This window comes from Moraxella sp. CTOTU47915 (assembly GCF_031986685.1).
Taxonomy (GTDB): domain Bacteria; phylum Pseudomonadota; class Gammaproteobacteria; order Pseudomonadales; family Moraxellaceae; genus Faucicola; species Faucicola tetraodonis.
In genome coordinates this window covers 140,762-164,646 of record NZ_DAMAAE010000005.1, presented here as the reverse complement: position 1 = coordinate 164,646, position 23,885 = coordinate 140,762, and the positions used below count along the sequence as shown (strand labels likewise).

Here is a 23,885-nt window from a genome sequence, read left to right as displayed (position 1 = left end):
ATGTCAAAAAACCAAAATCTTACCAACCATTTTTTGATAGCCTCGCCCAATATTGACGGCGGGATTTTCTATCAATCTTTGGTGTATATTTGCCGTCAAGACCAACAAGGCACGTTAGGGCTAGTCATTAACAAACCCATCGAAACCAGCAACGTTGCCAAACTGTTTGAAGAATTAAATATTGATGTGACCATCACCGACTTGCACCGAAAATTACCCTTAGATGGGGGTCCTATGAACCCGGAAGTTGGGTTTGTGCTCCATACGGGACAGCCCGATTGGGTATCTTCGTTTGCCATCACCGAAAACGTCTGTATCACCACTAGCAAGGATATTTTACAAAGTATCGCGGGTGGTCAAGGCGTTGAGCATTTTGAGCTTTGTTTGGGTCATGCCAGCTGGGGAAAAGGGCAGCTAGAAGAAGAAATCAACCAAGGCGATTGGTTTGTTTTGCCGGCATCAATGGGGCTATTGTTTGATATCGACCATCAGACTCGCTGGCAAGTCGCCGCTCAGCAGTTGGGCGTTGATTTTAACAAACTGAGTACGGATATCGGGCATGCTTAACCTGACTATGGCACAAGATACCCATCACACCCACACTATCGAAACGGTGATGGGGCTTGATTTTGGCATCGCAAAAATGGGTATCGCCTTGGGCAATACCTTAACCCAAACCGCAAGCCCGTTGATGCAGTTTAAAATGGATAATGGCAAACCCAATTGGGATGAATTGCTAAAAATTATCGAGTCATGGCAAGTAAGCACCATCATCATCGGTTTGCCGCTGAATATGGATGGTACTGCATCAGAGCTTGGCAATCGTGCCAAAAAATTTGCTCGTAGGCTTAAGCACCAGCTTGAGGAAGCGCATCGACCACGGCCGATTATTTTGGCGGATGAGCGCTTAACTAGCCGTGAAGCCAAAAATTTGGCTTGGGAATATGGGTTAATCAAAAGTGACAAAGAGCCGATTGATAGTATCGCCTCAGCGATTATGCTCGGCAGTTGGCTTAGAAGTGGCGAAGGAGCGCTGTTATCATGACTCAATTAAATGCACCTACTACGCCAACGACCAAAGGCTTTTCTGCCCCTGTTCTTGGTTTGATTGAGCACGCACAGCGACTCAACAAATGGTCAATTTATCTGGTTTATTTAGCAATTGCGCTATTTTTATTATTTGGTACCCTAAAGAGCTTGTCACAGTTTAAGGACAGTCAAACGATTTATACTTTGTTTCATTGGGTGCCTTACGGACTTGTTGGACTGACCATACCGCTATCCTGCTATGTGGCGTTTATTTTATACCGTTACCGTTTAAGCCAGCCGAGCATGCTTGCGCTGTGTATCGGTATGGGATTTGGCTTGTTTGTTATCAGTAGCTATGTCGCGCTAGCCGCCTGGATTGGGGTGGCGTTTATGTTTAAAGCCAATTTAACCCGTTTTTTTAATTTTATCCAAGAAAGTCGACAAACAGAAACTCAAAAAACAGAGACTCAACATGCCTGATGCCAATTACCAACTCGATACCCAAGGGCTGATTTGTCCAGAGCCGATTATGCTACTGCATAAAACCGTTCGTAAAGCGCAGTCGGGAGAGGTGATTCATGTCATCGCCACTGACCCTGCGACCACGCGCGATATCCCCAATTTTTGTCGTCATCTGGGGCATGAACTTATCGAGCAGCAAGACATCATCAACCCCCAACAACACCAAAATCCTGATCCGTATGCCAATGTGTATCATTACTGGATTAAGAAAAAAGCTGGTTAAAAAAACGCCCCCTTATCCCGAGATTTCAAGTCATTTATGTCCCAAGTCGCCGCGCGCCAACCTCGCCAAGTCAAAGCCTTACACCTTGATGATGAGCCCAGTTATATTCAGCAGTTTCGCCAAGAATTGCTGACGCGGGGACTTGCCACCAATACGCGCAATGCTTATATTCGTGACTTGATACTGTGTGAAGCCACCTGTAGCAAAGCCATCACCCGTTGGGATGCCAGTGACGTGTTAGCTTGCCTAGCGGCGCTCTATAAACAAGGCAAAACAGCGCGCAGCCAAGCGCGTGCCTTATCATCGCTCAAACAGTTTTTTTTATGGCAAATCAACGCTAATCAGCGTGATGACAACCCGTGTGAGCATATCAAGACCCCAAAACTTGGGCGCGCGCTACCCAAAGATTTATCCGAAAGTGATGTCGATGCCCTACTCGCCAGCCCAGACACATCGACCCCATTGGGCATGCGTGACCAAGCCATGTTTGAAGTGCTCTATGCGTGCGGGCTGCGTGTCTCTGAGCTTATTCATTTATCGTTAAGTGAAGTCAATCTCAATGCAGGCTGGTTACAGGTTACCGGTAAAGGTGATAAGACTCGGCTGGTACCCCTTGGCGAAGTGGCGATTGATGTATTGACCGATTATTTGAGCGTAGCGCGACCGCAATTATGTATCATGAAAAATGGCCGAGAAAGTCGCTGCCAAGCGGTATTTTTGACCCAACAAGGCGGCTACATGACCCGCCAAAACTTTTGGTATGTCATTAAGCGCTACGCCAAGCAAGCCGGCATCGAAAGCGAAATTTCTCCGCATACCTTACGTCATGCCTTTGCTACTCATTTGCTCAATCACGGTGCTGACTTGCGCAGTGTACAGATGTTATTGGGTCACAGCGATTTATCAACCACCCAAATCTATACCCATGTGGCTACGGCAAGACTGCAACAGCTACATCAGCATCATCATCCGCGCGCTTAAGGCTGTTTATAAGGTAAAAAAATAGCCCACTGACGGGCGCTTTTTTTACAGACAAATTTTTTGAAACCCATAAATCATAAAATCGGTCGTAAAGCGCATTGACCCTGCTTGCTGGCAGCGGTCGATTAATGCTTCACGTCTGGCTGGCTGCGCCCGAAACGCATAGGGCGTCATCGTCAATAAATCTTGTAACTGCATAGCGGTAAGCGAAATCGTGGTTTCCACCCGCGTTTGCTTAACCAACTCAAAATACGGTGCTAATTCATCGATAAATTTGTCTGAGTCGTGCGCCACGATTTGTTCAAATAGCCCATCACGCATCTCAATCAAGTGATTGACGGCAGGCTTGGCAATCACTACAAAACCCTGATCGCTGACCAACCGATGAAATTCATCCGCCAAAATCGGGCTAAAAATACTGGTCAACATACTCACCGCCTGACTGGCCAATGGTACTTGTGAAGCAGATGCCACTAAGCAATATTTTTGCGTGGTCGTGCTAATTGGTTTAAGTCGTTTGGCCGTAGCAAGTACGGCAGGTTTGCTGATATCAAGCGCGACTAACTTGCTTGGGTTAAGCTGTAAAAATCGCTCAGTGTAATATCCTTCGCCACAGCCAATGTCTAGCCAATTTACCGATGTTTGGGAGGATAATAGCCCTTTGCAAAAGTCATACAGCCCATCTTGCAGCGACTGATAAAACCCCGCTTGCAGAAAACGACGACGCGCCATAATCGACTCATCACTATCGCCAGGGTTTTTGCTATGCTTATTTTGCACCGGCAGTAGATTCACATACCCTTGTTTAGCGACATCAAAGTCATGTTGCCGCTGCTGCGGATTTTCACCGCTGCATTGCCAAACTTTTTCACCCACCTTTAGCGGACTTTGGCAGATCGGGCAGCGAAAATTTGCAGAAAATGTCGAAGGCAATGCCACCATAAAAATATCTCAAAAAAGCTTTTAAAAACCCAAAGCGTGTAACCCGCTGTAACTGCGCAAAATCAGTCGTCTATCAGACTTTGCAAAATCATAATATCTTCATGCACTTGAGCCATTTTTGGTTGCAATGCCTCAGGTATTTTTAATGCCAGTGCTGAATCTGCCATCGGATGCTGCTGTGATGTGTCCGTTGCTCGCAGCGATGGCAATTCAATGTTTGACACATCAGGGATGGTAGGAGCTGCTAGCTTAGCATTGGTATAAGTATTTAGGAATGACTGTAAATTTTTCGTGCCCGTTTTTTTATCACAGCATTTTTTGCTTAATACAGTTTCAGCGGATGGTGCGTCTGTAGTGGCAATAGCGCTTGCCAACGCTGCAACAGGGGTGCTAGGTTGTTTGAAAATTTGCCCTAGCGGCACATCGCAACTAATCCAGCCTTTTTCAATCAGTTGTTGTAAATCTAACTTAGACAATAAATTGCTCACCGCTTGCTCGCCCAAGCTAGTATTTTCTTTAATCAATAAGATAAACTGGCGTTGTCTAAGCGTCATTTCAACCGTGTTAAGCGCTTGTTTGCCTGCCTCACTACAAGCTAGTGTAACAGGGATTTCATTGATAGTTACTTTCAACACACACCTCCTTATTGTGACAGTGCTCTGCTATATCAGTGGCTTGTCATCAAAATTCCTGCATATAATTTAGTCATCACCATAGAAAAATTATAACATATTTAATTTTTTGCACATGCGCAAATAAATACAGACAAAAAAAATGACATCCAAAGATGCCATTTGATGCAAAGCGCCGTTAGCGAGCGTAGCAAAGTTAGCAAAGTTAGCGAAGTTTCAACGTCATCAGCCCTAAAATAACCAAGACAATGGTAATAATCCAAAAACGGGTGACCACTTGGGTTTCTTTCCAGCCGCCTTCTTCAAAATGGTGATGCAGGGGCGCCATGCGAAAGATGCGTTTTTTACGCAGTTTGTAAGAGCCTACTTGTAGCATGACCGATACCGCTTCTGCCACAAATAGACCACCCATGATGAACAGTACAATCTCTTGGCGCGTCATCACAGCAATGGTGCCGAGCATTGCGCCTAACGCTAATGCACCCACATCACCCATAAACACTTGGGCGGGATGCGCGTTAAACCATAAAAACCCAAGCCCTGCGCCAACCATGGCACCACACACGACTGTGACATCGCTATTATAAGCAATATAGGGCACGTGGAGATATTCAGCAAAGCGAAAATCCCCTGACACATAAGCAAACACCCCTAAGCCTGCCGCGACCAACACCACAGGAAAAATGGCGAGACCATCCAAACCATCGGTTAAGTTGACCGCATTTGAGGTGCCGTTAATCACAAAATAAGTAAAGATAATAAACGCCAAACCCAATGGTACAGCGGAGAAAGGAATTGACACGTTTTTAAATAACGGAATCAGTAAATCTTGCATGGCGTGAGCTGTCGCCACATGCGGCTGCTGACTGGCAATCCAGTACAAGGACACACCCACAAATAAAGCACCAACCGACAACCAAAAATATTTTTTGCGTGCAATCAAGCCTTTTGGGTCTTTATATTTGATTTTTAGCCAGTCATCTGCCCAGCCCACCGCACCAAAAATCACCAAGACCACCAGCAAAATCCATACGTAGGGGTTGGTTAGATTCGCCCACAGTAGCGTGGTCACCAAAATACTGCCTAAAATTAAAATCCCGCCCATGGTGGGTGTGCCTGTTTTAGCAAGGTGACTCTGTGGACCATCGTTACGAATGGCTTGTCCATATTTGAGCGCCCGCAGCCGTTCGATGACGCGGCCACCAAACACCATACTGATACCCAGCGCAGTCAGCACTGCCAATAAAACACGTAAGGTCAGCGATGACACAGCCGAAAATGGGGAATAAAATTGGCTTAGCCATTCAAATAACCACAATAGCACGAGTGGACTCCTTAGGGGGTTCTGGGTAAAAACAGGGGCTTAAGGTCCCTGTCATTATCATGATAAGATAAATAAAAATTTGCTGTGAAAACTATCTATAAAAACTGTCTCACGTTGACTCATCATCAAAAACCCATCATGAAAAGTTGACTATTTTAAGTAAAAATTTACAAAAAATCAGCCAATTTTTATCAAATGGCTGATGAAAGCGCTGTTTTTAGTTAGGATGGCTGACCGGTTAACTCGTCCATTACCTGCTCCATCATCATATAGCGTGAGCCTTTAAACAAGATATGCCAGGCGTCATCACTACTCGCCAGCTTATCTTTGATCGCCGCAAGTAGGGAGGCTTTGTCTGGATATGCCTGTGCTTGCATGCCGGATGCTTGCGCTTGCGCGACGGTAACAGGCGTTAACTCCCCCACCGTATACAGCACAGTCACGCCAGAGGCGGCAATAGCCTCACCGAGCTTGCGATGCTCCTCTTGCGCGGCGTCACCCAACTCACCAATATCGCCCAACACCAACATGGTGGGCGCACCTTGACTCACCAAAACTTGCGTGGCAGCAACGACGGCACTGGGATTGGCATTATAAGTGTCATCAATTAACGTATGTTTACCAAACTCAATGAAATTGAGTCGACCTTTGGCAGGTTTGGCGGTATCGAGTCCTTTGGCAATATCATCAATCGACAGCCCCAAGGCTTGCGCACAGGCCGCGGCGGCTAAGGCATTGCTGATGTTGTGTTCACCTGCAAAGTTTAAAGTGACGTTTTGAGTCTCGATTTCATCAATTTCAAAATTGAAATTTAGGCTAAAGGTGCTGGTATTACCGACTTCCACATCATCGGCAAACACATCGCCCATCAGTAGCACCGTATCTTCATCTGTTAAGCCAATTTCTTTGGCTTGTTGCATATCCACGCCAGCATCTGCCAAGGACACGTCACGCTCGCCAAAGGTGAGAATATTTTGGGTAAATTGTTGGGCATTATTGAGTAGCGTATCAAAATAATCATCACCAAATGGCACAATCGCTGTACCTGTGTTACTTAATCCTTGATAAATCTCAGATTTGGTCTTAGCGATATTATCACGCCCGCCAAACTCCCCCAAATGTGCCGTGCCGATATTGAGCACACAAGCGACATCGGGTTTGACAAGCTGCGTGGTATAAGCAATCTCTCCGACATGATTAGCACCAAGCTCCATGACGGCGTAACGATGCGCGTCGGTCAGCTCTAGTAGCATCATCGGCACGCCCAAATCATTGTTGAGATTGCCGCGGGTGATTAGTGTCGGCGCAATACGGTTTAAAATACTGCCAAGCATTTCTTTGGCGGTGGTTTTACCACTAGAGCCTGTAATCGCGACGACTTTTAGATTGGGATGTTGGTCACGGCGGTAAGCACCTAATTTGCCGAGTGCCAATTTTGTGTCAGTCACTACGAGTTGCGGCAAGTCACTTTCGACTGCACGGCTGACAATCGCTAAGACCGCGCCTTTATCTTTGGCAGTTTTTACATAATCATGGCCGTCAAAGTTATCGCCTTGGATGGCTAAAAAGATATCGCCTTGTTCGATTTTGCGGGTGTCGGTGATAATTTTTTTGGATGTCTGGGTAAAATCACTGTGAAAGGTTGGGTTTAGATCTTTTAGCGCTTCGGTTAAGTTGGCAGATTGCCAAATATATGCAGTCATTTTGGTCTCTTTGTTGGGGTCTCTTTATTCGGGTCTCTTTATAGTTTATTACTAGCGAATCTCGTCATCTTGCCCATCATTGCGCACCCATACTTTCTTGATTCCTGCAGGAGCGAGCAACAACACTTCGCAATTTTTGGGGCGCATTGCCAGTTCAAACTCACGGAATTTTTTCATGTTATATAGACGCGGGCTATCGCCAAGTAGCAGTTGCCAGATAAGCATGCCAATCCACATGCCGTGGGTAAATACTAGATAGGTGCCATCGGGCAAGGCATCAAAATACGCACGCACTTTTTGTACCCGCGCTACGAAATGCTCAAAACTGTCCGTCACCTCACTGGCTCGGTGCGCAGAATGCTGTTGCCAAAAATCATCGGCAATCACACGGATGTCATCAAATGACAAATCCTTGATGGTGTCAAAATCCAAAAAGTTAAATTCGTGCAATTCTTCGATGACAGTGGCTGTGCGCTTAGTGCTTTGAAGATAAGGCTGAGCCGTTTGCTGGGTGCGAAGATACTGGGATACAAAAATCTCGGTGACTGGCTCGCTGATATGGTCAGTAAGCCAATCCGCCAATGCTTGCGCTTGCGTCTTGCCAACGTCAGTAAGATTAATGGCATGATTGGGGCGCACTGCTTGCCCTGCATTGGACTCGCTTTGGGCATGACGGATTAGGTAGATTTTTTTCATGATGCTAGGCTAAGTTATTTGCCGAATTTTTCAATGGCGTTTTTTACCACCACTTTATCATCAAAATCGTGGCGCACCCCTTTGATTTCTTGATAGGTTTCATGCCCTTTGCCTGCAATCACCACGATATCACTAGGCTTGGCATGCTGCACCGCATATTCAATCGCCTTTTGACGGTCTGGCTCGATAATGGCTTGATAGTGCTGCTGGCAAGTCATGCCCGCTTGCATATCGTTCAAAATCGCGTTGGGGTCTTCACTGCGTGGGTTATCGGCAGTCAAAATCACTTTGTCAGCTAGGCGAAGTCCTGCTTGTGCCATCAGTGGACGTTTACCCTTATCACGGTCGCCACCACAGCCAAATACCGCCCACAGCTCACCTGTACAGTGCGATTTTAAACTGGTCAACACCTGCTCTAGCGCATCTGGCGTATGCGCATAATCCACGATAAAACAGCTACTGGTCGATGGCACCCGATCCATACGACCTGTGGCACCGCGAAGCGTTGGCACTGCCGCTTGGATTTGCGCCACACTCAATCCCATCGCGGCACTTTGTGATAACGCGAAGGCGCCTGCGATACTCGCCAACAAATTGGCCACATTAAATCGCCCTAACAGTGGACTGTTCACCGTTAATTCACCTTGTGGCGTGACAGCTTTTGAAAGAGCAATGGTCAAATCACCCCCTTGCAAACTAGGCAGGATGGTTTTGGCAAAAAAATCGGCTTGGTCATTGGTCAAGCTATACGTCCACACGGTTAAATGGGATGCGTTAGCCGCCTCAATCATCAATTCACTAAATTCATCATCTAAATTAATAATCGCGTGAGTGAGGGTGGGAAAATGTGCTTTATCAAACAGTCGCGCTTTCGCCTGCGCATAATCGTCCATGTCAGTATGATAGTCGAGATGATCACGGCTTAAATTGGTAAACATCGCCACGTTGATGGGTACGCCTTGCAGCCGCTGTTGGTGTAACCCGTGAGAGCTGGCTTCAATGGCTAAGGCTTGTACGCCTTGCTTGGCAAAATCATCAATCGCATGTTGCAGATTAAAGACTTCTAAGGTGGTGTGGGTACTTGGGGTTAAATTTGGCAAAACCCCATTACCTGCCGTGCCCATCACCGCAGTTTTGATGCCCGATTGACTGATGAGTTGGGCGACCAGTTGGCTTACGGTGGTCTTGCCATTGGTGCCTGTCACCGCGATGACCGCAGGCAACTGGGTGGGATGTTGCTGTTGCAAACTGGTTTGAATCAGAGAACCTAAAAAATCACGAATGGTGGGCAAATAAATAATCGGCAACATAAACTGCGACTGGATCGCGGATACATCAATTTCTGACAACACAAACGCCGCTTTGTCTGAGACTTGAGCAAGATAACCTGTAACTTTTTCCAAATCAAGGCTGTCGGTCGCGTTTTGACTCTTTAGCAATACAAATACATCGCCCTGACCCACTTGACGGCTATCGACCACAAACTGCCCAAATGGTTGATTCATGACAGGGTTTAACAGTTGTCGCACGCTTTCTGGTAGCGATAGCGCAGACATCATCGGTTGCAACGTAATCATAGCTTTTTCCATAGGGTTGTTATAAGTCATTGACACTTTCGATGCTGGTGGTAGTGGTTTCTTTACCCGATAGCGGCTTGTCAAACGGCACATTGTACAAACGCAAGGCTTCTTTCATCACACTGCGGAACACGGGTGCTGCAACCAAACCACCAAATTTGTTAATACGCGGGTCTTCAACCATGATGGCGACCACAAAACGTGGGTTGGAAGCAGGGGCAATACCGACAAATGCGGTACGATATTGGTCATTGTAATAACCGCCTTTAGGGTTGGTACGTCTTGCCGTACCGGTTTTACCCGCCACACGATAGCCATCGATAGCGGCTAAGGTTGCCGTACCGCCAGGCTCAGTGACTGACGTCATCATATCGACAATGGTAAGTGCATCGCTGGTTTTGATGACTTGCTTGGCGGCAGGTTTGGCAAAAGGGACGGAGACATTATTGGTACTACTGCTATTGAGCGCGTTATCACGGGTACTTTTAAGCAGCGTCAACGGATGCATCACGCCCCCTGCACCTAGCACACTGTAAGCTTGTGCAAGCTGCGCTAGCGTGACTTGGAGACCATAACCGTACGACACAGTTGCGCGGCGTGCGATTTCATTTTGCTCAGGCGTTGGCACTAGTCCAGCAGATTCACCGGGTAATTTTAGGTTGGTTTTTGCGCCAAAGCCAAAGGCTTTTTGCGTATCACTCATCGTGGTGGCAGGCAAAGAAAGGGCAATTTTTGCTGAGCCAATATTACTCGATTTTTGCAGTAGGGTACGCAGACTAATGGTACCTAAATTGCCATGGTCACGAATAGTATGCCCTTGCACCACCATGCTCCCTGGACTGGTATTAACCAGTGAGTTGGCATTGTATTGTCCTGACTTTAAGCCCGTGGCAACGGTGATGGGTTTCATCACCGAACCTGGTTCAAATACATCCATCAAGGCATGGTTACGCTGGTTTTCATTGGATAAACTATTTAAGTCATTGGCGTTAAACGACGGCCAGTTGGACATCGCCATCACTTCGCCCGAGTTGACATCGACAATCATGCCCGCTGCCCAGCGCGCCTGCTGTACTCTTCCGACTTTTTCAAGCTCTTGGTACAAGATATATTGTAGCCGTGAGTCAACGGTTAGTTGTAAGTCCTTGCCAGCGACTTCAGGTTTGACTTGTTCGATTTCTTTAATGCTGTTGTTTTTGGCATCACGCATGACCATGACTTCGCCATCTTTGCCCGATAGCATGTCATTAAATACGCGCTCTACCCCAGCTTGCCCTTGGTAATGCGTGCCATCTGTCATGTTAGTACGCGCCATAAAGCCTAATAATTGGGCATTGGGCTGTGGCTGTGGATAGTAGCGCTGATAAAACGTGTCGGTACTGACCCCAGCAAAGTTGGCATCAATGAGCGGCTGTGCTGCTTCAGGTTGCACATTTTTCATTAATGGAAAATAATGCGACCCTGCGCCCGTGGGCAATACAGCTTTTACCGCTTCTTTATCAGCAAGATTGATGTTGTCATTAATACGTACCGCATTTTTAAATTCGCTGACGCTAATGCCTGTCAATGCCGAAAGTTTGGCTAAATCCATATTCTGCAAGCGTTTTGCAACGCGCTCAAGCTCACGACTGACTGATTTACTCGGTTTAGACTTTTGCAGGTCTTGCTGGCGCGCTTTGAGCTCATAGTATTCAACCGCATAATCATGCGGACTAAAGTACGCCGAGGTTAACGGGGCAGAAATCGCAAGCGGCATGTTATTGCGGTCGGTGATCATGCCCCGGTAAGACGGCTCTTTTTTGACGGTGGTAATGAGCGAATTACCTTTACCTTGATAGTAGGATTTATTAATGACTTGAATGTATGCCAATCGTCCAAAAATCGCCACAAACACCAGCCCCATCGCTATCCAAATGGACTTAAAGCGAATGGCATCTTCTTCAATGCTGCCTTGGCGTGATGCACCACTACGACGCTTTGACGCATTAATTTTAGGGGCAGTGACTTTGAGCACAGGCACTTTGGTGGGTCGCCCTGACATGGCATTGGCAACTTTGGTGGGTATCGATTTTTTATTACGAATAGTCACGCGGTTGCCTCATCAATGCTGCGTTTCTGGATTGATAGCTGGAGTGTTAGACTCGTTGCTGCTGGCGTCACTAGTAAATACCGTGACTTTGTTGTCGTGAATAATCATACGATCGGACAAGTTAGGGTAAAACATATTGAGTTCAGTTACCGCGCGATTGGTCACTTGCGGGGTAGCGCTGAAAGTTTGCTGCTCAATCAGCATACGTTGGTGTTCCATTTGCAGCTGGCGAAATTGTTTTTTGAGTTTTTGAAGCTCGCCATATTGTTGGTGATAAGTTTGGATTTGCTCGACGACGCTCACCCCTGTCCACAAAATCGCAATCACTAATAGCATCATCGCAACCGTATAGATACTAACGCCGCGATACTCGGTATCGAGCATCTCGCTAATGCTGGTACCTAAGCCTTCACTGCTTTTCTTCATCGTCGTGTTATTTTTTACCGTTGTGTCGTTATTTTTGGCGGAGAAAAGACGCGTTTTTTTCGGCGAATTTTGGTTATCGCGGCCATTCGGCATGGGGTTACTCGTCAAGGGAGGCAGGGGCTGAGATTTTGGCATTTTTATATCAAAGAGCTTTTTATATCAAAGAGCAGGGTATCAAGATAAAACAAGTTATTATAACGCAACCCGTCTAAGTTTGGTTAATGCAATCGCTTTTTATTGTTTGTTATAAATATCATGTTACAAAAACGGCTATTTCTACAGTCGGGTTGCTGACCGAAGCCAAGCACTTCTGGCGCGCGGGTTGGTTTTTATTTCCGTATCCAACGGGGCGACACGCTCAGGTTTAGATAGCAGTTTTGGGCGTTTGGGTGGCATCGGCAAATTGGCATCTTCAGGATATTGACCTTTACTGTGTTTTTGCAAAAACTGCTTGATGATGCGGTCTTCTAGCGAATGAAAACTAATCACCGCCAAGCGTCCCCCTACGTTAAGCGCCATGAGCGATTGATCCAAGAAACTATCGATATCACCGAGTTCATTATTGATAAAAATACGCATGGCTTGAAAACTTTGGGTAGCAGGGTGCTTGCCTTTTTGCCAATTGGGATGTGCCTGCTTGATGGTTTCTGCCAGCGCTAGGGTAGAATCGTAGTGTTCCATTTGTTTGATTGCCCTTGCAATACGGCGGCTGTGTCGTTCTTCGCCATAGTTATACAGCACATCTGCAAGCACGGTTTCATCGACACGTTTTAACCATTGGGCGACCGACTCGCCACGGGTGGTATCCATACGCATATCCACCGCCCCATCGCGCATAAAGCTAAAGCCGCGGCTACCGTCATCAAGCTGCGGTGAGGACACGCCCAAATCTGCCATAATCCCATCGACCTGTTCAATGCCTAATCGCTGCAGATTGTCCTGCAGTTTGGCAAAACTATCATGAATTACTAGCACGCGCTTATCACTGGCTGCCAATGCTTGCGCCGTTTGTATGGCTTGGGGGTCTTTATCAAATACGAGCAGACGACTGTCTTTATCCAAATAAGTTAACAGCAATCGGCTGTGCCCACCGCGCCCAAATGTCGCATCGACAAAGGTGCCCGTTTTTTTGACGGTTTCTGTCTCTAGCTCCGCTACAGTTACATTGAGCACACTTGCCACCGTTTCTTTTAGCAAAACAGTTTCATGGATAAATTCAGGTGCGCTAATGGTCATAACAGGCTCAATGGGGCAATAAGAAAAAACAAATTCGCGAAACAATCGCTAGAATGAAAACAACTAAAAATCATACTTTATCTAATCTCCTATTATCGCTGAAGCAAGCCTAGGGTCAAGTAAAATCATAACCTTGGCTAAGTTTTATGATAAAAATGCTTATCTTTGATAAAACCTAGCCATAAAAAAGACGGTTATAAAACCGTCGTTAATACTCGCCATCGCCAGTATTAAAGGAGCGCCTAATCGTCATAGCCATTAGGGTTTTGGCTTTGCCAACGCCAAGTGTCGGTACACATACGCTCGATATCAAACTCGGCTTGCCAACCCAACAGATGCTTGGCTTTGTCACTACTGGCATAACAACTGGCAATGTCGCCAGGGCGTCTTGGCGCTATGCTATAAGGCACGGGTTGACCGGTAGTTTTGATAAAGGCATTGACCAATTGTAATACAGATGTCCCTTTACCTGTACCCAAGTTAATCGGCTCAAATCCGAGCTGGGTTTGCTGTTCCAAATACTGTAAAGCGGCGACATGCCCTTTTGCCAAATCAACCACATGGATGTAATCTCGCACGCCTGTCCCATCCACAGTATCATAATCATTGCCAAACACGCTTAACTGCGGCAGCTTACCCACTGCCACTTGGCTAACATAGGGCATCAAATTGTTTGGAATGCCATTTGGATTTTCACCTATGGTTCCGGTATGGTAGGCACCAATGGGATTAAAATAGCGCAGTGAAATTAATTGCCAGTGGTTATCTGATTTTGCCAAATCTTCAAGCATATGTTCAATCATCAGCTTGCTTTGCCCATACGGATTGGTCGCAGAACGCGGTGAGGATTCGACAATCGGCAAGGCTTCTGGGTCGCCATACACGGTTGCTGATGACGAGAAAATCAAGTTTTTTACTTGGGCGTTGGTCATCGCATCGAGTAGATTGAGCGTGCCTGCGACATTGTTTTGATAATACCAAAGTGGCTTGGCAACCGATTCACCGACCGCCTTTAACCCTGCAAAATGAATCACCGCAGTGAAGTCATGCGCGGCAAAGGTTTTGGCAAGCAGCTGTGTGTCCAAAATATCGCCTTCGATAAATTCAATAGACTGCCCCACAATTTGCTGAACGCGCGCCAGCGATGTGGGACTACTATTGGATAAATTATCATATACCACAGGGGTGAATCCTGCGGCAATTAGCTCAATTAACGTATGTGAGCCGATATAGCCTGCACCGCCAGTCACTAAGATTTTTTTGCTTTGATTTATCATTGTTTTGCCTATTTTTTACAGCCTATACCGGTATAAAAACCAACGAGCTGCTGAATTTGTGGTTCGGTTAACGTATTTTTTGCATCAAAAATGGGTAATGCAATGTTATTTAAACGATTGATATCCGGCTTGATTGGTAGCGACCAATTGACAATAAACAACGCTTGCACTTGCGTAAGCGGCGCATAGGCATCGTCGGTTAATGAAAACAGCGGATGATTACCGTATAACTCTAACAATTCTTCTTTGGTATTGTTGGCATACACAATCGTCTTGATATTATATGACCATAACAATTTGATCAGTGGGTGAAACGCTGAATGGGTGGTGCGTCCTGTACCATTACGATAGCCTGAGCCCCAAATCATCACCGTTTTATTTTCGATAAAGCCATCAAAATATTGCCAAAATTCACGGAAAATCAGTTCTTTTTGGTCTTCATTAATGGATTTTACCGCCTCTAACAACGACGTCTCTACTTGATTGTGCTTAAAACCATCAATCAAAAAATCCAATTCTAGCGGTAATGACTTGCCACCAAATCCCCAACCTGCTTTGAGATAATCTTTACCAATGCGTTTATCAAGCCCAAGGATTTGCTCAACTTGTTTGATATTGACCTGTTCACTGGCGGCAAGACGCGCCATTTCATTCATGAAAGACAAGCGTGTTGCCAGCATTCCCATGATACTACTGCGCGCAAATTCTGCCGTTTTGATATCAGTAATAAAGTGCTTGTCACTTTTTTCAATAAAAAACAGCAAAATGTTGTTGTACGCGCTACTGCCTTGCGATTTTTCACCAATCAGTGCCAAATCGGCTTGGAAAAAAGAACTAAAATTCGCCCCGTCTTTCATAAAAATAAAGGGAAGATAATACACCCAAGTAGTCGTCAATTTGCGCGCGAATTGTTCAATCTCACCAATGGCTTTGACACCGCTGATGATAATCTGGGTGGTGGGGTTAAAGTGAAATGAGCCAAATTGCGCAAGCGCCTGCGCTGATACACCATCGACAAACAACCAAATATCATCTGCGCTGACATAGGCTGAAAAATCATGGGTTGGCAAAGGCTGGGTAACGATGTTGCCTTGAGATTGGTACAACTGCCACAGTAGCACCATCTGCCGATCAAACTGGTAATCATTCATGACCTGCTGAAGGCTATCATCATCGGTCAATAGCCTGACTTGGTATTGAAGGGTGGCAAGCAAAATACAGGCATTGATTGATTCATTGGTACTGCCAATTACATATACAGTTTTTGTCATTGTTTTCTTCTTTTATCCCTATCTATCATCAGCTTGCAAAGGTTGTTTTAATGGTATTTAGCAACTGATTGGTTGAGCTATCAAATGGCTGCGCTTGTTGCGGCGATAATTCTTGCGTTGATACCAAGGCATCAAAGACGGCATTAGCCATCACTTTACCCACTTCAACCCCCCACTGGTCAAATGGGTTAATCTGCCAAATGACTGACATAACAAATACTTTGTGCTCATACAGCGCAATCAATGACCCTAACGTTCTTGGGGTCAGCTGTTTGAGTAGGATGGTCGTTGACGGCTGATTGCCGCGATAATGCTTGAATTTATCCATACCATTATTGCTGTCTTTGATGGCGGCATTACCAAACGCCAACACTTGGCTTTGCGCTAAGCAGTTGGCAAGCGAAAGTCCATGCTGCTCAAGCAAGTTTTTATTGATTGTTTGGGCATCTGCGTAGCGTTTGATGGGCGCAATAAAATCACAACTGACTGCCTGTGTGCCTTGATGCAGCAACTGATAAAACGCATGCTGGGCATTGGAGCCAATATCACCCCACAAAATCGGACAAGTACTGTAAGCCACTGCCTCACCTTGGCGATTGACGGATTTACCGTTACTCTCCATCTCAAGCTGGGTTAAGTAGTTGGGGAAAAAAGATAACCGACCATCATAAGGTAACACCGTATGGGCATTAATGTGCAAAAACGTACTGTTCCAAACACCGAGTAGCCCTAACAACACAGGCATGTTTTGAGTAAAATCGGCGGTGGCAAAATGCCGATCCATCTCATAGGCACCTGCTAGCAATTCATAAAAATTGTGCATGCCAATTTTTATGGCAATTGCCAGTCCAATCACCGACCACATGGAGAATCGACCCCCAACCCAATCCCAGAGCATTAGTTGGTTATCGACATGGATACCCCATTCTGACATCTTATCGGCTTTGGTAGAAATCCCAATAAAATGACGACGCAAAATAGTGGCTTTGTTATCATGACTGGCTAACAACCATGACATCGCCGTCTTGGCATTGGACAGCGTATCAATGGTGGAAAATGATTTTGACGAGATAATAAACAGCGTGGTTTGCGGATTTAATACCTTAAGCAAACTATCGAGCTGGGTGCCATCCATATTGGAGACAAAATGCACATTGATAGCAGTATCTGTCCATTCTTTTAGTGCCGTTGTTGCCATCACTGGCCCTAGATCTGAGCCGCCGACCCCGATATTCACCACATCGGTGATTGCCTGCCCAGAATAACCACGCCAGACCCCATTACGAATCCGCTCCACCAACTTTTCCGCTTTTTGTAAGCTTGTATGCACTTGCTCAATGACATTGACACCTTCGACCCAAACTTGCTCACCTTGCGGCTGTCTTAACGCGGTATGCAATGCAGGGCGATGCTCAGTATCATTCACGATTTCGCCTGTCATCAAGCGATGGATTTCTTGCGCTAACTCACGCTCATTTGCCAGTGTAATTAAATTACTGAGCACAGCCTCATCAATTTTTTGTTTACTAAAATCCATGATCATGTCGCACGCAGCAACGCGGTACTGTGAGCCGCGATTGGATTGTTGGCTAAACAATTGATTAAGCGTGGCCATACTATCTGCCTGGGTAGACAGTGTTTGCCATGTACGATTCGCACTTGTATCAGTTGACATTCGTCTATGACCCTATATTAATTTGCTGTATGTTGAAACGCTTCAACACCCAATTGGGTGGCAAAGTAACCCACGGCTTGTAAATAGCTATTCATGTCACCTGCATCAAAGCTATTACCCACCATGCTAACCACGTCTACCCCTTGCGTGCTAATAAGCGCGTCAATGGCATCGGTCAGCTGAATTTCCCCACCCACACTTGGCTGCGTGTTGGCTAGATAATCAAAAATAGCATTATTAAACACATAGCGCCCAACGACAGCCAAGTTAGAGGGCGCGTCCTCAGCTTTGGGCTTTTCCACAAACCCCGTCACAGCAAACGATTGGTTTTGTTCAGACTTCGCTACCATTTGTGTGCTGGCTAGCTTGGCAATGCCATATTTATGAATATCACTTTCTTTGACAGGATCAACCAATATCTGTGAATGTTGCTGCTTGGCAAACTGCTGTAGCATGTAGGCTAAATTCTGCTGAGTATAGTCAGTGTTATAAGGGTTCAAAATCACATCGGGTAACAGCACAGCAAACGGTTCATCACCTACAATGGCACGGGCTTGCAAGACGGCATGCCCTAATCCTAACGGTTTGCCTTGGCGCACACTGGTAACTGTGACCCCTGCAGGTAGCCAGTTTAAACTATCGGCTAGCGCCGCTTTGCCTTTACCGCGTAACTGGGTATCAAGCTCGCTATTGATGTCAAAATAGTTTTCAATGGCGGTTTTTTGCGCATGATTGACCAAGACAATATTGGTTAAACCTGCGGCAATCGCTTCTTCAACGACGTATTGAATGGCTGGTTTATTGCCAAGTGGTAGTAACTCTTTTGGCACGGCTTTTGATAGTGGTAACATACGCGTGCCGAACCCTGCCACAGGGATAACAGCGTGAGTGATTTTTTTCGACATAGTGACTCTTAATAAGACAAGTTTTTCAAATAGTTTACATCAAGCTTAACATATTTTTATGGCAAATATTTTATCTGCCCAAATATTTTAAAGGCATTATTAAAATTGATTGAGGGTATTTTGCTAACACCAGCGTTTGCTAACACCAGCGGATAATAAAAAAGCAGATAACCCAATGATTATCTGCTCTTGATTAGTCAAAATAGCGGATGATTACCAACCAGTAACTTCTTTTACTTTTTCACCGATTTTTGAAGGGTCACGGGTATAAGCAATACCAGCTTCTTCAAAGGCTTTGAATTTTTCTTCCGCTGTACCTTTACCACCTGAGATAATCGCACCGGCATGGCCCATACGTTTACCTTTTGGTGCTGTGACACCTGCGATATAACCAATGACGGGTTTAGTCACGTGGTCTTTGACATATGCAGCCGCTTCTTCTTCAGCCGTACCACCGATTTCACCGATCAATACAATCGCTTCGGTTTGTGGGTCGTCTTGAAGCAATTTCAATGCGTCGATTTGGTTCATACCTGGGATTGGGTCACCACCGATACCGATACAGGTTGATTGACCAAAGCCAAGTTTAGTGGTTTGGGCAACCGCTTCATAAGTCAATGTACCAGAACGTGAGATGATACCGACTTTACCTTCTTGGTGGATATGACCTGGCATGATACCGATTTTGCATTTACCTGGGCTGATGACGCCTGGACAGTTTGGACCCACCATACGGATGATTTCTTCGCCCTTGGCTTGTAGGTCAGCGTTGACATTTTCTAGGTAACGTTTGGCTTTTAGCATATCTAGGGTAGGTACGCCTTCGGTGATGACCACAATCAATTTTACGCCAGAGTTAATCGCTTCAACGATTGAGTCCAATACAAATGGTGCTGGTACAAAGATAACAGAGGCATTAGCACCCGTTTCTGTTACTGCCTCATCCATGGTATCAAATACTGGACGGTCAAGGTGGGTTGTACCGCCTTTACCTGGGGTCACACCGCCAACGATGTTGGTACCATAAGCAATTGATTGCTCTGAGTGTAGAGTACCGTTTTTACCTGTGAAACCTTGCACTAATACTTTAGTGTCTTTTCCAACTAATACGCTCATTGTTTTTCCTTTTACTTTTTATGTTTGATTTAAACGATTAACCAGTAGGGCACATAGCCCTACTCGCTCATACCTATACTTTCTTCATTAGGCATTATTAACCGCATCAACAATTTTTTGACCGGCTTCAGAAAGACCTTCAGCAGGAATTAATTTAAGACCTGAATCACGTAGGATTTGCGCACCTTTTTCAGCGTTATTACCTTCAAGACGCACAACCACAGGCACGGTGACGTTGACTTCTTTCACCGCTTCGATAATCGCTTCGGCAATCATGTCACAACGTACGATACCACCAAAGATGTTGATGAGTACGCCTTGGACTGATTTGTCTTCAAGAATTAATTTGAATGCTTCAACCACACGTTCTTTGGTCGCACCACCGCCTACGTCTAGGAAGTTAGCGGGTTGACCGCCGTATAGTTTGATGATGTCCATGGTTGCCATCGCAAGACCGGCACCATTCACCATACAGCCGATGTTACCTTCAAGCGCAACATAGTTTAGGTCAAATTCTGAGGCTTTTAATTCACGCTCATTTTCTTGTGATTTATCGCGTTGTTCAGCGACTTTTGGTAGGCGATAAAGGGCATTTGAGTCGATGCCGATTTTGGCGTCAACACAGGCTAATTCGCCAGATTTACGAACCGCTAATGGATTGATTTCAAATAACGCGAAGTCATTTTCCGTAAAGGCTTTATAAGCCCCTGTCATCAATTTGGCAAATTCGTTGATTTGTTTGTCTTTTAGACCCAGTTTAAAAGCCACTTCACGAGCTTGGCTAGGTTGTAAGCCCACCAGTGGGTCAACTTCTACTTTCAAGATTTTTTCTGGGGTCTCTTCGGCAACTTTTTCAATTTCAACACCGCCTTCAGTTGACGCCATGAATACCACACGACGGGCTGAACGGTCTACTACTGCACCTAAGTACAATTCAGTTGCGATTGGGTACATGTCTTCGGCGATAAGTACGCTGTTAACAGGTTGACCGTTGGCGTCAGTTTGGTAAGTTACCAAGTTTTTACCAATTAATTCTTCAGCAATTTGTTTGGCTTCTTCACGCGTTTTAGCGATTTTTACGCCGCCCGCTTTACCACGGCCACCGGCATGTACTTGGGCTTTAACAACCACAGCACCGGCGTTGCCTGCCATTTTGTCAAACGCTGCTGCGGCTTCGTCGCCATTTTTAGCGATGATACCTTCTTGTACTGGCAATCCATAGCTTTTTAATAATTCTTTGGCTTGATACTCATGTAAATTCATGAATTTATCCTCTCGGTTTTGGTTTACATTGTTTTAAAATTATTTTTGAATATTGTGGTCAACAGTAAGCTAACCTAGTTGATAATGAGGTTAGCTCACTTGCCTTATTCAAACTATTGATGCATAAGCTAATTAGCCAAGTTACTTATGAACTAAGTTACTTGTGAGCCAAGTTACTTGTGAACTACGTTACTTGCGCTTACGTTGAATCGCATGAATCGCACGACCATCCGCTGATAGCACCGCCTCGTGTACCGCTTCAGAAATGGTTGGGTGAGCAAACGTCATCAATTGTAAGTCTTCAATACTTGATACGAATTCCATCGCAATCATGCCTTGATGAACGATATCGCCTGCGCCCGCTGACACGACATGCATACCCAGTAAACGGTCAGTTTTGGCATCGGCAACCACTTTGATAAAGCCTTGGCCTTCACCAGCAGCTAACGCACGGCCATTGGCGGCTAGGCTGAATTGACCTGTTTTGACTTCATGACCTTGCTCTTTGGCTTGTTCTTCAGTCAAGCCTACCCATGCAATTTCTGGGTGTGTGTAAATCACGCTAATAATGGTGTCATAATTGACTTGAACTTTTTCACCATGAATACGTTCAACTGCCATCATGCCTTCTTCCATCGCTTTGTGTGCCAGCATTGGACCACGCACCAAGTCACCGATTGCATATACGCCATCAAGGTTGGTTTGACAGAAGTCATTTACCGCTACCAAACCGCGTTCAGTAAGCTCTACCCCTGAATTTTCGCCAAGTAGGTTTTCTTTATAAGCACGGCGACCCACACAAACGATGAGTTTATCGAAGGTTTCTTGTCCTGCTTGACCTTTTGCGTCAAACGATACAAGTACCTGACCATTTTCTACTTGAGCTTGAGTGACTTTGGTATCAATACGGATATCCATGCCTTGGGCTTTTAGTAGTTTTGCCGCTTCTTTGCTCACGGCTTTGTCCGCCGCTGCTAAAAATTCTGGCATGGCTTCAAATACTACGACTTCACTACCCAAACGACGCCATACCGAACCTAGTTCAAGACCAATCACACCACCACCAATGACGCCTAAACGCGCAGGCACTTCGGTAAAGTCTAACGCACCGGTTGAATCAACAATATATTCGTTATCAATCGGGGCAACAGGGATATCAATGGGCACAGAACCAGAGGCTAAAATCACATTTTTAGCGGTAATGGTGGTAGGCGCAGAACCATCTAATGGGGTAAATTCAACGTGTTTATCCGCACCTTTACCATCAAGTAATTTACCTGTACCTTGTAGCCAGTCAGCACCGTTACCTTTTAATAAAGCAGCCACACCACCGGTTAATTGTTTAACGATAGCGTCTTTACGACTTAACATTTTGCTGATGTCAATCGCCACCTCACCTGTGGTGATACCGTGGTCAGCTAAGTCATGTTTGGTTGCTTCATAGCGATGTGAGCTGTCTAACAATGCTTTTGAAGGAATACAACCGACGTTCAAACAGGTACCGCCTAACGCTGGCTCACCTTTATTAATACGTTTTTCAATACAAGCCACGCTCATACCTAATTGGCCTGCACGGATAGCTGCTTCGTAGCCACCAGGGCCGCCACCGATAATTACCAAATCATAGCTTTCTTTCATAATCTTCACCAAAAATTTGAATTGTTATTGTTAAAGTTGTTAAACAAAAAAGCCTGTATCAACCTTTGCCAATACAGGCTTTTTTCATTATAAATCGAGAAGTAGCATCGCTGGGTTTTCAACCAATTCTTTGATAGTGACCAAGAATTGTACCGCTTCTTTACCGTCAATTAGGCGATGGTCATATGAAAGTGCTAGGTACATCATTGGTAGAATTACCACTTCACCGTTCACTGCCATTGGGCGTTCTTTTGTAGCATGCATACCCAAAATCGCTGTTTGTGGTGGATTGATGATTGGGGTTGACATCAATGAGCCAAATACCCCACCATTGGTAATGGTGAAAGTACCACCCGTCATGTCTTCAATACCTAATTTACCTTCACGCGCTTTTGACGCATAGTTACCAATCGCACGTTCGATATCTGCCATACCCAGTTGATCAGTGTCACGTAATACCGGCACCACAAGACCACGGTCGCTCGATACTGCAACACCCACATCATAATAGCCATGATAAACGATATCGCTGCCATCAATAGAGGCATTTACCGCTGGAAAACGTTTTAACGCTTCAGTAGCAGCTTTTACAAACAATGACATAAAACCTAGTTTTACACCGTGACGTTTTTCAAAACGCTCTTTGAACTCACTACGTAAGTCCATGATAGGTTTCATGTTCACTTCGTTAAACGTCGTCAACATCGCAGTTTCTTGGGTAGCGGCTAACAGACGCTCAGCAACACGGGCGCGTAAACGTGTCATTGGCACACGTTTGTCTGCCCGTTGACCAACGGCATTGGCAACCACTTGACCGTTGTCTGCTTTAATTGCATTGTTGGCTTTTAAGGTTGGGTTTGCCATGTCTTCTTTGGTCACACGACCGCCACGACCTGAACCTTCAACGTCTGCAGGATTGACGCCTGTGGTATTCGCTGCTTTACGAACCGCTGGACTTTGGTCTTTATAATCTGCTTCAGCAGTCGCTTGAGCGGTAGGCGCTTGTTGTGCAGCTGCAGGCGCAGCTTCAGCTTGGGTAGCCGGTGCTTGGGTTTCGGCAGGTTGGCTTGCTGGTGCAGCCGCGGTTGCGCCTTCAGTCAGCTCACCGATGACTTCAGCAGAAAGTACTGTGTCATCAACTTGTTTAAGAATTTTGCTAAGCACGCCGTCAGCTTGTGCTACCACTTCCATCACAACTTTATCGGTTTCGATTTCACACAATACAGCGTCACGGCTTACTTGATCGCCTTCATTAAAATTCCAAGCAACAATTGTACCGTCAGCAACGGATTCGGGGAAAACGGGGACTTTAATCTCACTCATGGAAAACTCCTAGTTAATTTCACATTCTTTCATTTTT

At 45.6% G+C, this 23,885-nt stretch carries 22 protein-coding genes; 5 read left to right on the top strand and 17 right to left on the bottom strand.

The features are described 5' to 3' along the window. Genes RTL34_RS05995 through xerD form a run of 5 tightly spaced genes read left to right on the top strand, consistent with a single transcriptional unit; the run spans position 1 to position 2,755 of the window. Positions 1-567, top strand: coding sequence for a YqgE/AlgH family protein (locus tag RTL34_RS05995; protein WP_312115431.1), 567 nt, complete (start codon positions 1-3; stop codon positions 565-567). Beyond that, complete coding sequence (ruvX, locus tag RTL34_RS05990) at positions 560-1,045, top strand: Holliday junction resolvase RuvX (protein ID WP_063619555.1); 486 nt, start codon at positions 560-562, stop codon at positions 1,043-1,045. The genes RTL34_RS05995 and ruvX overlap by 8 nt, the downstream gene beginning before the upstream one ends. Continuing rightward, positions 1,042-1,509, top strand: a complete 468-nt coding sequence (locus RTL34_RS05985; protein ID WP_050324896.1) for a hypothetical protein — start codon at positions 1,042-1,044, stop codon at positions 1,507-1,509. The genes ruvX and RTL34_RS05985 overlap by 4 nt, the downstream gene beginning before the upstream one ends. Next, positions 1,502-1,774, top strand: a complete 273-nt coding sequence (gene tusA, locus RTL34_RS05980; RefSeq protein WP_050324895.1) for a sulfurtransferase TusA — start codon at positions 1,502-1,504, stop codon at positions 1,772-1,774. The genes RTL34_RS05985 and tusA overlap by 8 nt, the downstream gene beginning before the upstream one ends. Before the next feature lie 36 nt (positions 1,775-1,810). Beyond that, positions 1,811-2,755: a site-specific tyrosine recombinase XerD gene (xerD, locus tag RTL34_RS05975; RefSeq protein ID WP_312115422.1), complete on the top strand. Its 945-nt coding sequence runs from the start codon at positions 1,811-1,813 to the stop codon at positions 2,753-2,755. Between the two features lie 45 nt (positions 2,756-2,800). On the opposite strand, the gene RTL34_RS05970 is transcribed toward xerD, so the two are convergent. From RTL34_RS05970 to odhB, 17 genes are all read right to left on the bottom strand, one after another. Beyond that, entirely contained in the window at positions 2,801-3,697 is an 897-nt protein-coding gene (locus RTL34_RS05970; RefSeq protein ID WP_312115419.1) for a putative RNA methyltransferase, read from the bottom strand. A 62-nt stretch (positions 3,698-3,759) separates the two neighbouring features. Continuing rightward, entirely contained in the window at positions 3,760-4,332 is a 573-nt protein-coding gene (locus RTL34_RS05965) for a hypothetical protein (protein ID WP_065253782.1), read from the bottom strand. A 202-nt stretch (positions 4,333-4,534) separates the two neighbouring features. Continuing rightward, positions 4,535-5,653 (bottom strand): phospho-N-acetylmuramoyl-pentapeptide-transferase, encoded by a 1,119-nt coding sequence (gene mraY / locus RTL34_RS05960; RefSeq protein WP_007115049.1) that lies wholly within the window; start codon positions 5,651-5,653, stop codon positions 4,535-4,537. A gap of 221 nt (positions 5,654-5,874) precedes the next feature. Beyond that, positions 5,875-7,356 carry a UDP-N-acetylmuramoyl-tripeptide--D-alanyl-D-alanine ligase gene (locus RTL34_RS05955; RefSeq protein ID WP_312115417.1) on the bottom strand — a complete coding sequence of 494 codons (1,482 nt, stop codon included), beginning with the start codon at positions 7,354-7,356 and terminating at the stop codon, positions 5,875-5,877. A gap of 51 nt (positions 7,357-7,407) precedes the next feature. Continuing rightward, on the bottom strand, positions 7,408-8,052 hold the full coding sequence (locus RTL34_RS05950) for a histidine phosphatase family protein (RefSeq protein WP_007115051.1): 645 nt from the start codon (positions 8,050-8,052) through the stop codon (positions 7,408-7,410). Between the two features lie 14 nt (positions 8,053-8,066). Then, positions 8,067-9,629 (bottom strand): UDP-N-acetylmuramoyl-L-alanyl-D-glutamate--2,6-diaminopimelate ligase, encoded by a 1,563-nt coding sequence (locus tag RTL34_RS05945; RefSeq protein WP_312115416.1) that lies wholly within the window; start codon positions 9,627-9,629, stop codon positions 8,067-8,069. A 19-nt stretch (positions 9,630-9,648) separates the two neighbouring features. Then, positions 9,649-11,718 (bottom strand): peptidoglycan D,D-transpeptidase FtsI family protein, encoded by a 2,070-nt coding sequence (locus RTL34_RS05940; RefSeq protein WP_312115415.1) that lies wholly within the window; start codon positions 11,716-11,718, stop codon positions 9,649-9,651. Between the two features lie 12 nt (positions 11,719-11,730). Beyond that, on the bottom strand, positions 11,731-12,279 hold the full coding sequence (gene ftsL, locus RTL34_RS05935) for a cell division protein FtsL (protein ID WP_312115413.1): 549 nt from the start codon (positions 12,277-12,279) through the stop codon (positions 11,731-11,733). Positions 12,280-12,420: 141 nt separating this feature from the next. After that, positions 12,421-13,380: a 16S rRNA (cytosine(1402)-N(4))-methyltransferase RsmH gene (gene rsmH, locus RTL34_RS05930; RefSeq protein ID WP_312115411.1), complete on the bottom strand. Its 960-nt coding sequence runs from the start codon at positions 13,378-13,380 to the stop codon at positions 12,421-12,423. A 242-nt stretch (positions 13,381-13,622) separates the two neighbouring features. Further along, positions 13,623-14,657, bottom strand: a complete 1,035-nt coding sequence (gene galE / locus RTL34_RS05925; RefSeq protein ID WP_312115409.1) for a UDP-glucose 4-epimerase GalE — start codon at positions 14,655-14,657, stop codon at positions 13,623-13,625. 8 nt (positions 14,658-14,665) lie between these two features. Next, complete coding sequence (locus RTL34_RS05920) at positions 14,666-15,928, bottom strand: UDP-glucose 6-dehydrogenase (RefSeq protein WP_095356562.1); 1,263 nt, start codon at positions 15,926-15,928, stop codon at positions 14,666-14,668. Between the two features lie 28 nt (positions 15,929-15,956). Next, complete coding sequence (pgi, locus tag RTL34_RS05915) at positions 15,957-17,603, bottom strand: glucose-6-phosphate isomerase (protein ID WP_312115407.1); 1,647 nt, start codon at positions 17,601-17,603, stop codon at positions 15,957-15,959. 17 nt (positions 17,604-17,620) lie between these two features. Continuing rightward, a complete protein-coding gene (locus RTL34_RS05910; RefSeq protein WP_312115405.1) occupies positions 17,621-18,508 on the bottom strand; it encodes a UTP--glucose-1-phosphate uridylyltransferase in 888 nt (295 codons plus the stop codon). Positions 18,509-18,721: 213 nt separating this feature from the next. Beyond that, positions 18,722-19,624, bottom strand: a complete 903-nt coding sequence (sucD, locus tag RTL34_RS05905; protein WP_312115404.1) for a succinate--CoA ligase subunit alpha — start codon at positions 19,622-19,624, stop codon at positions 18,722-18,724. Between the two features lie 87 nt (positions 19,625-19,711). Continuing rightward, on the bottom strand, positions 19,712-20,887 hold the full coding sequence (sucC, locus tag RTL34_RS05900; protein WP_007115062.1) for an ADP-forming succinate--CoA ligase subunit beta: 1,176 nt from the start codon (positions 20,885-20,887) through the stop codon (positions 19,712-19,714). A 189-nt stretch (positions 20,888-21,076) separates the two neighbouring features. Continuing rightward, positions 21,077-22,525 carry a dihydrolipoyl dehydrogenase gene (gene lpdA / locus RTL34_RS05895; protein ID WP_312115401.1) on the bottom strand — a complete coding sequence of 483 codons (1,449 nt, stop codon included), beginning with the start codon at positions 22,523-22,525 and terminating at the stop codon, positions 21,077-21,079. 87 nt (positions 22,526-22,612) lie between these two features. Next, complete coding sequence (odhB, locus tag RTL34_RS05890) at positions 22,613-23,848, bottom strand: 2-oxoglutarate dehydrogenase complex dihydrolipoyllysine-residue succinyltransferase (RefSeq protein ID WP_065253794.1); 1,236 nt, start codon at positions 23,846-23,848, stop codon at positions 22,613-22,615. Positions 23,849-23,885: the final 37 nt, after the last annotated feature.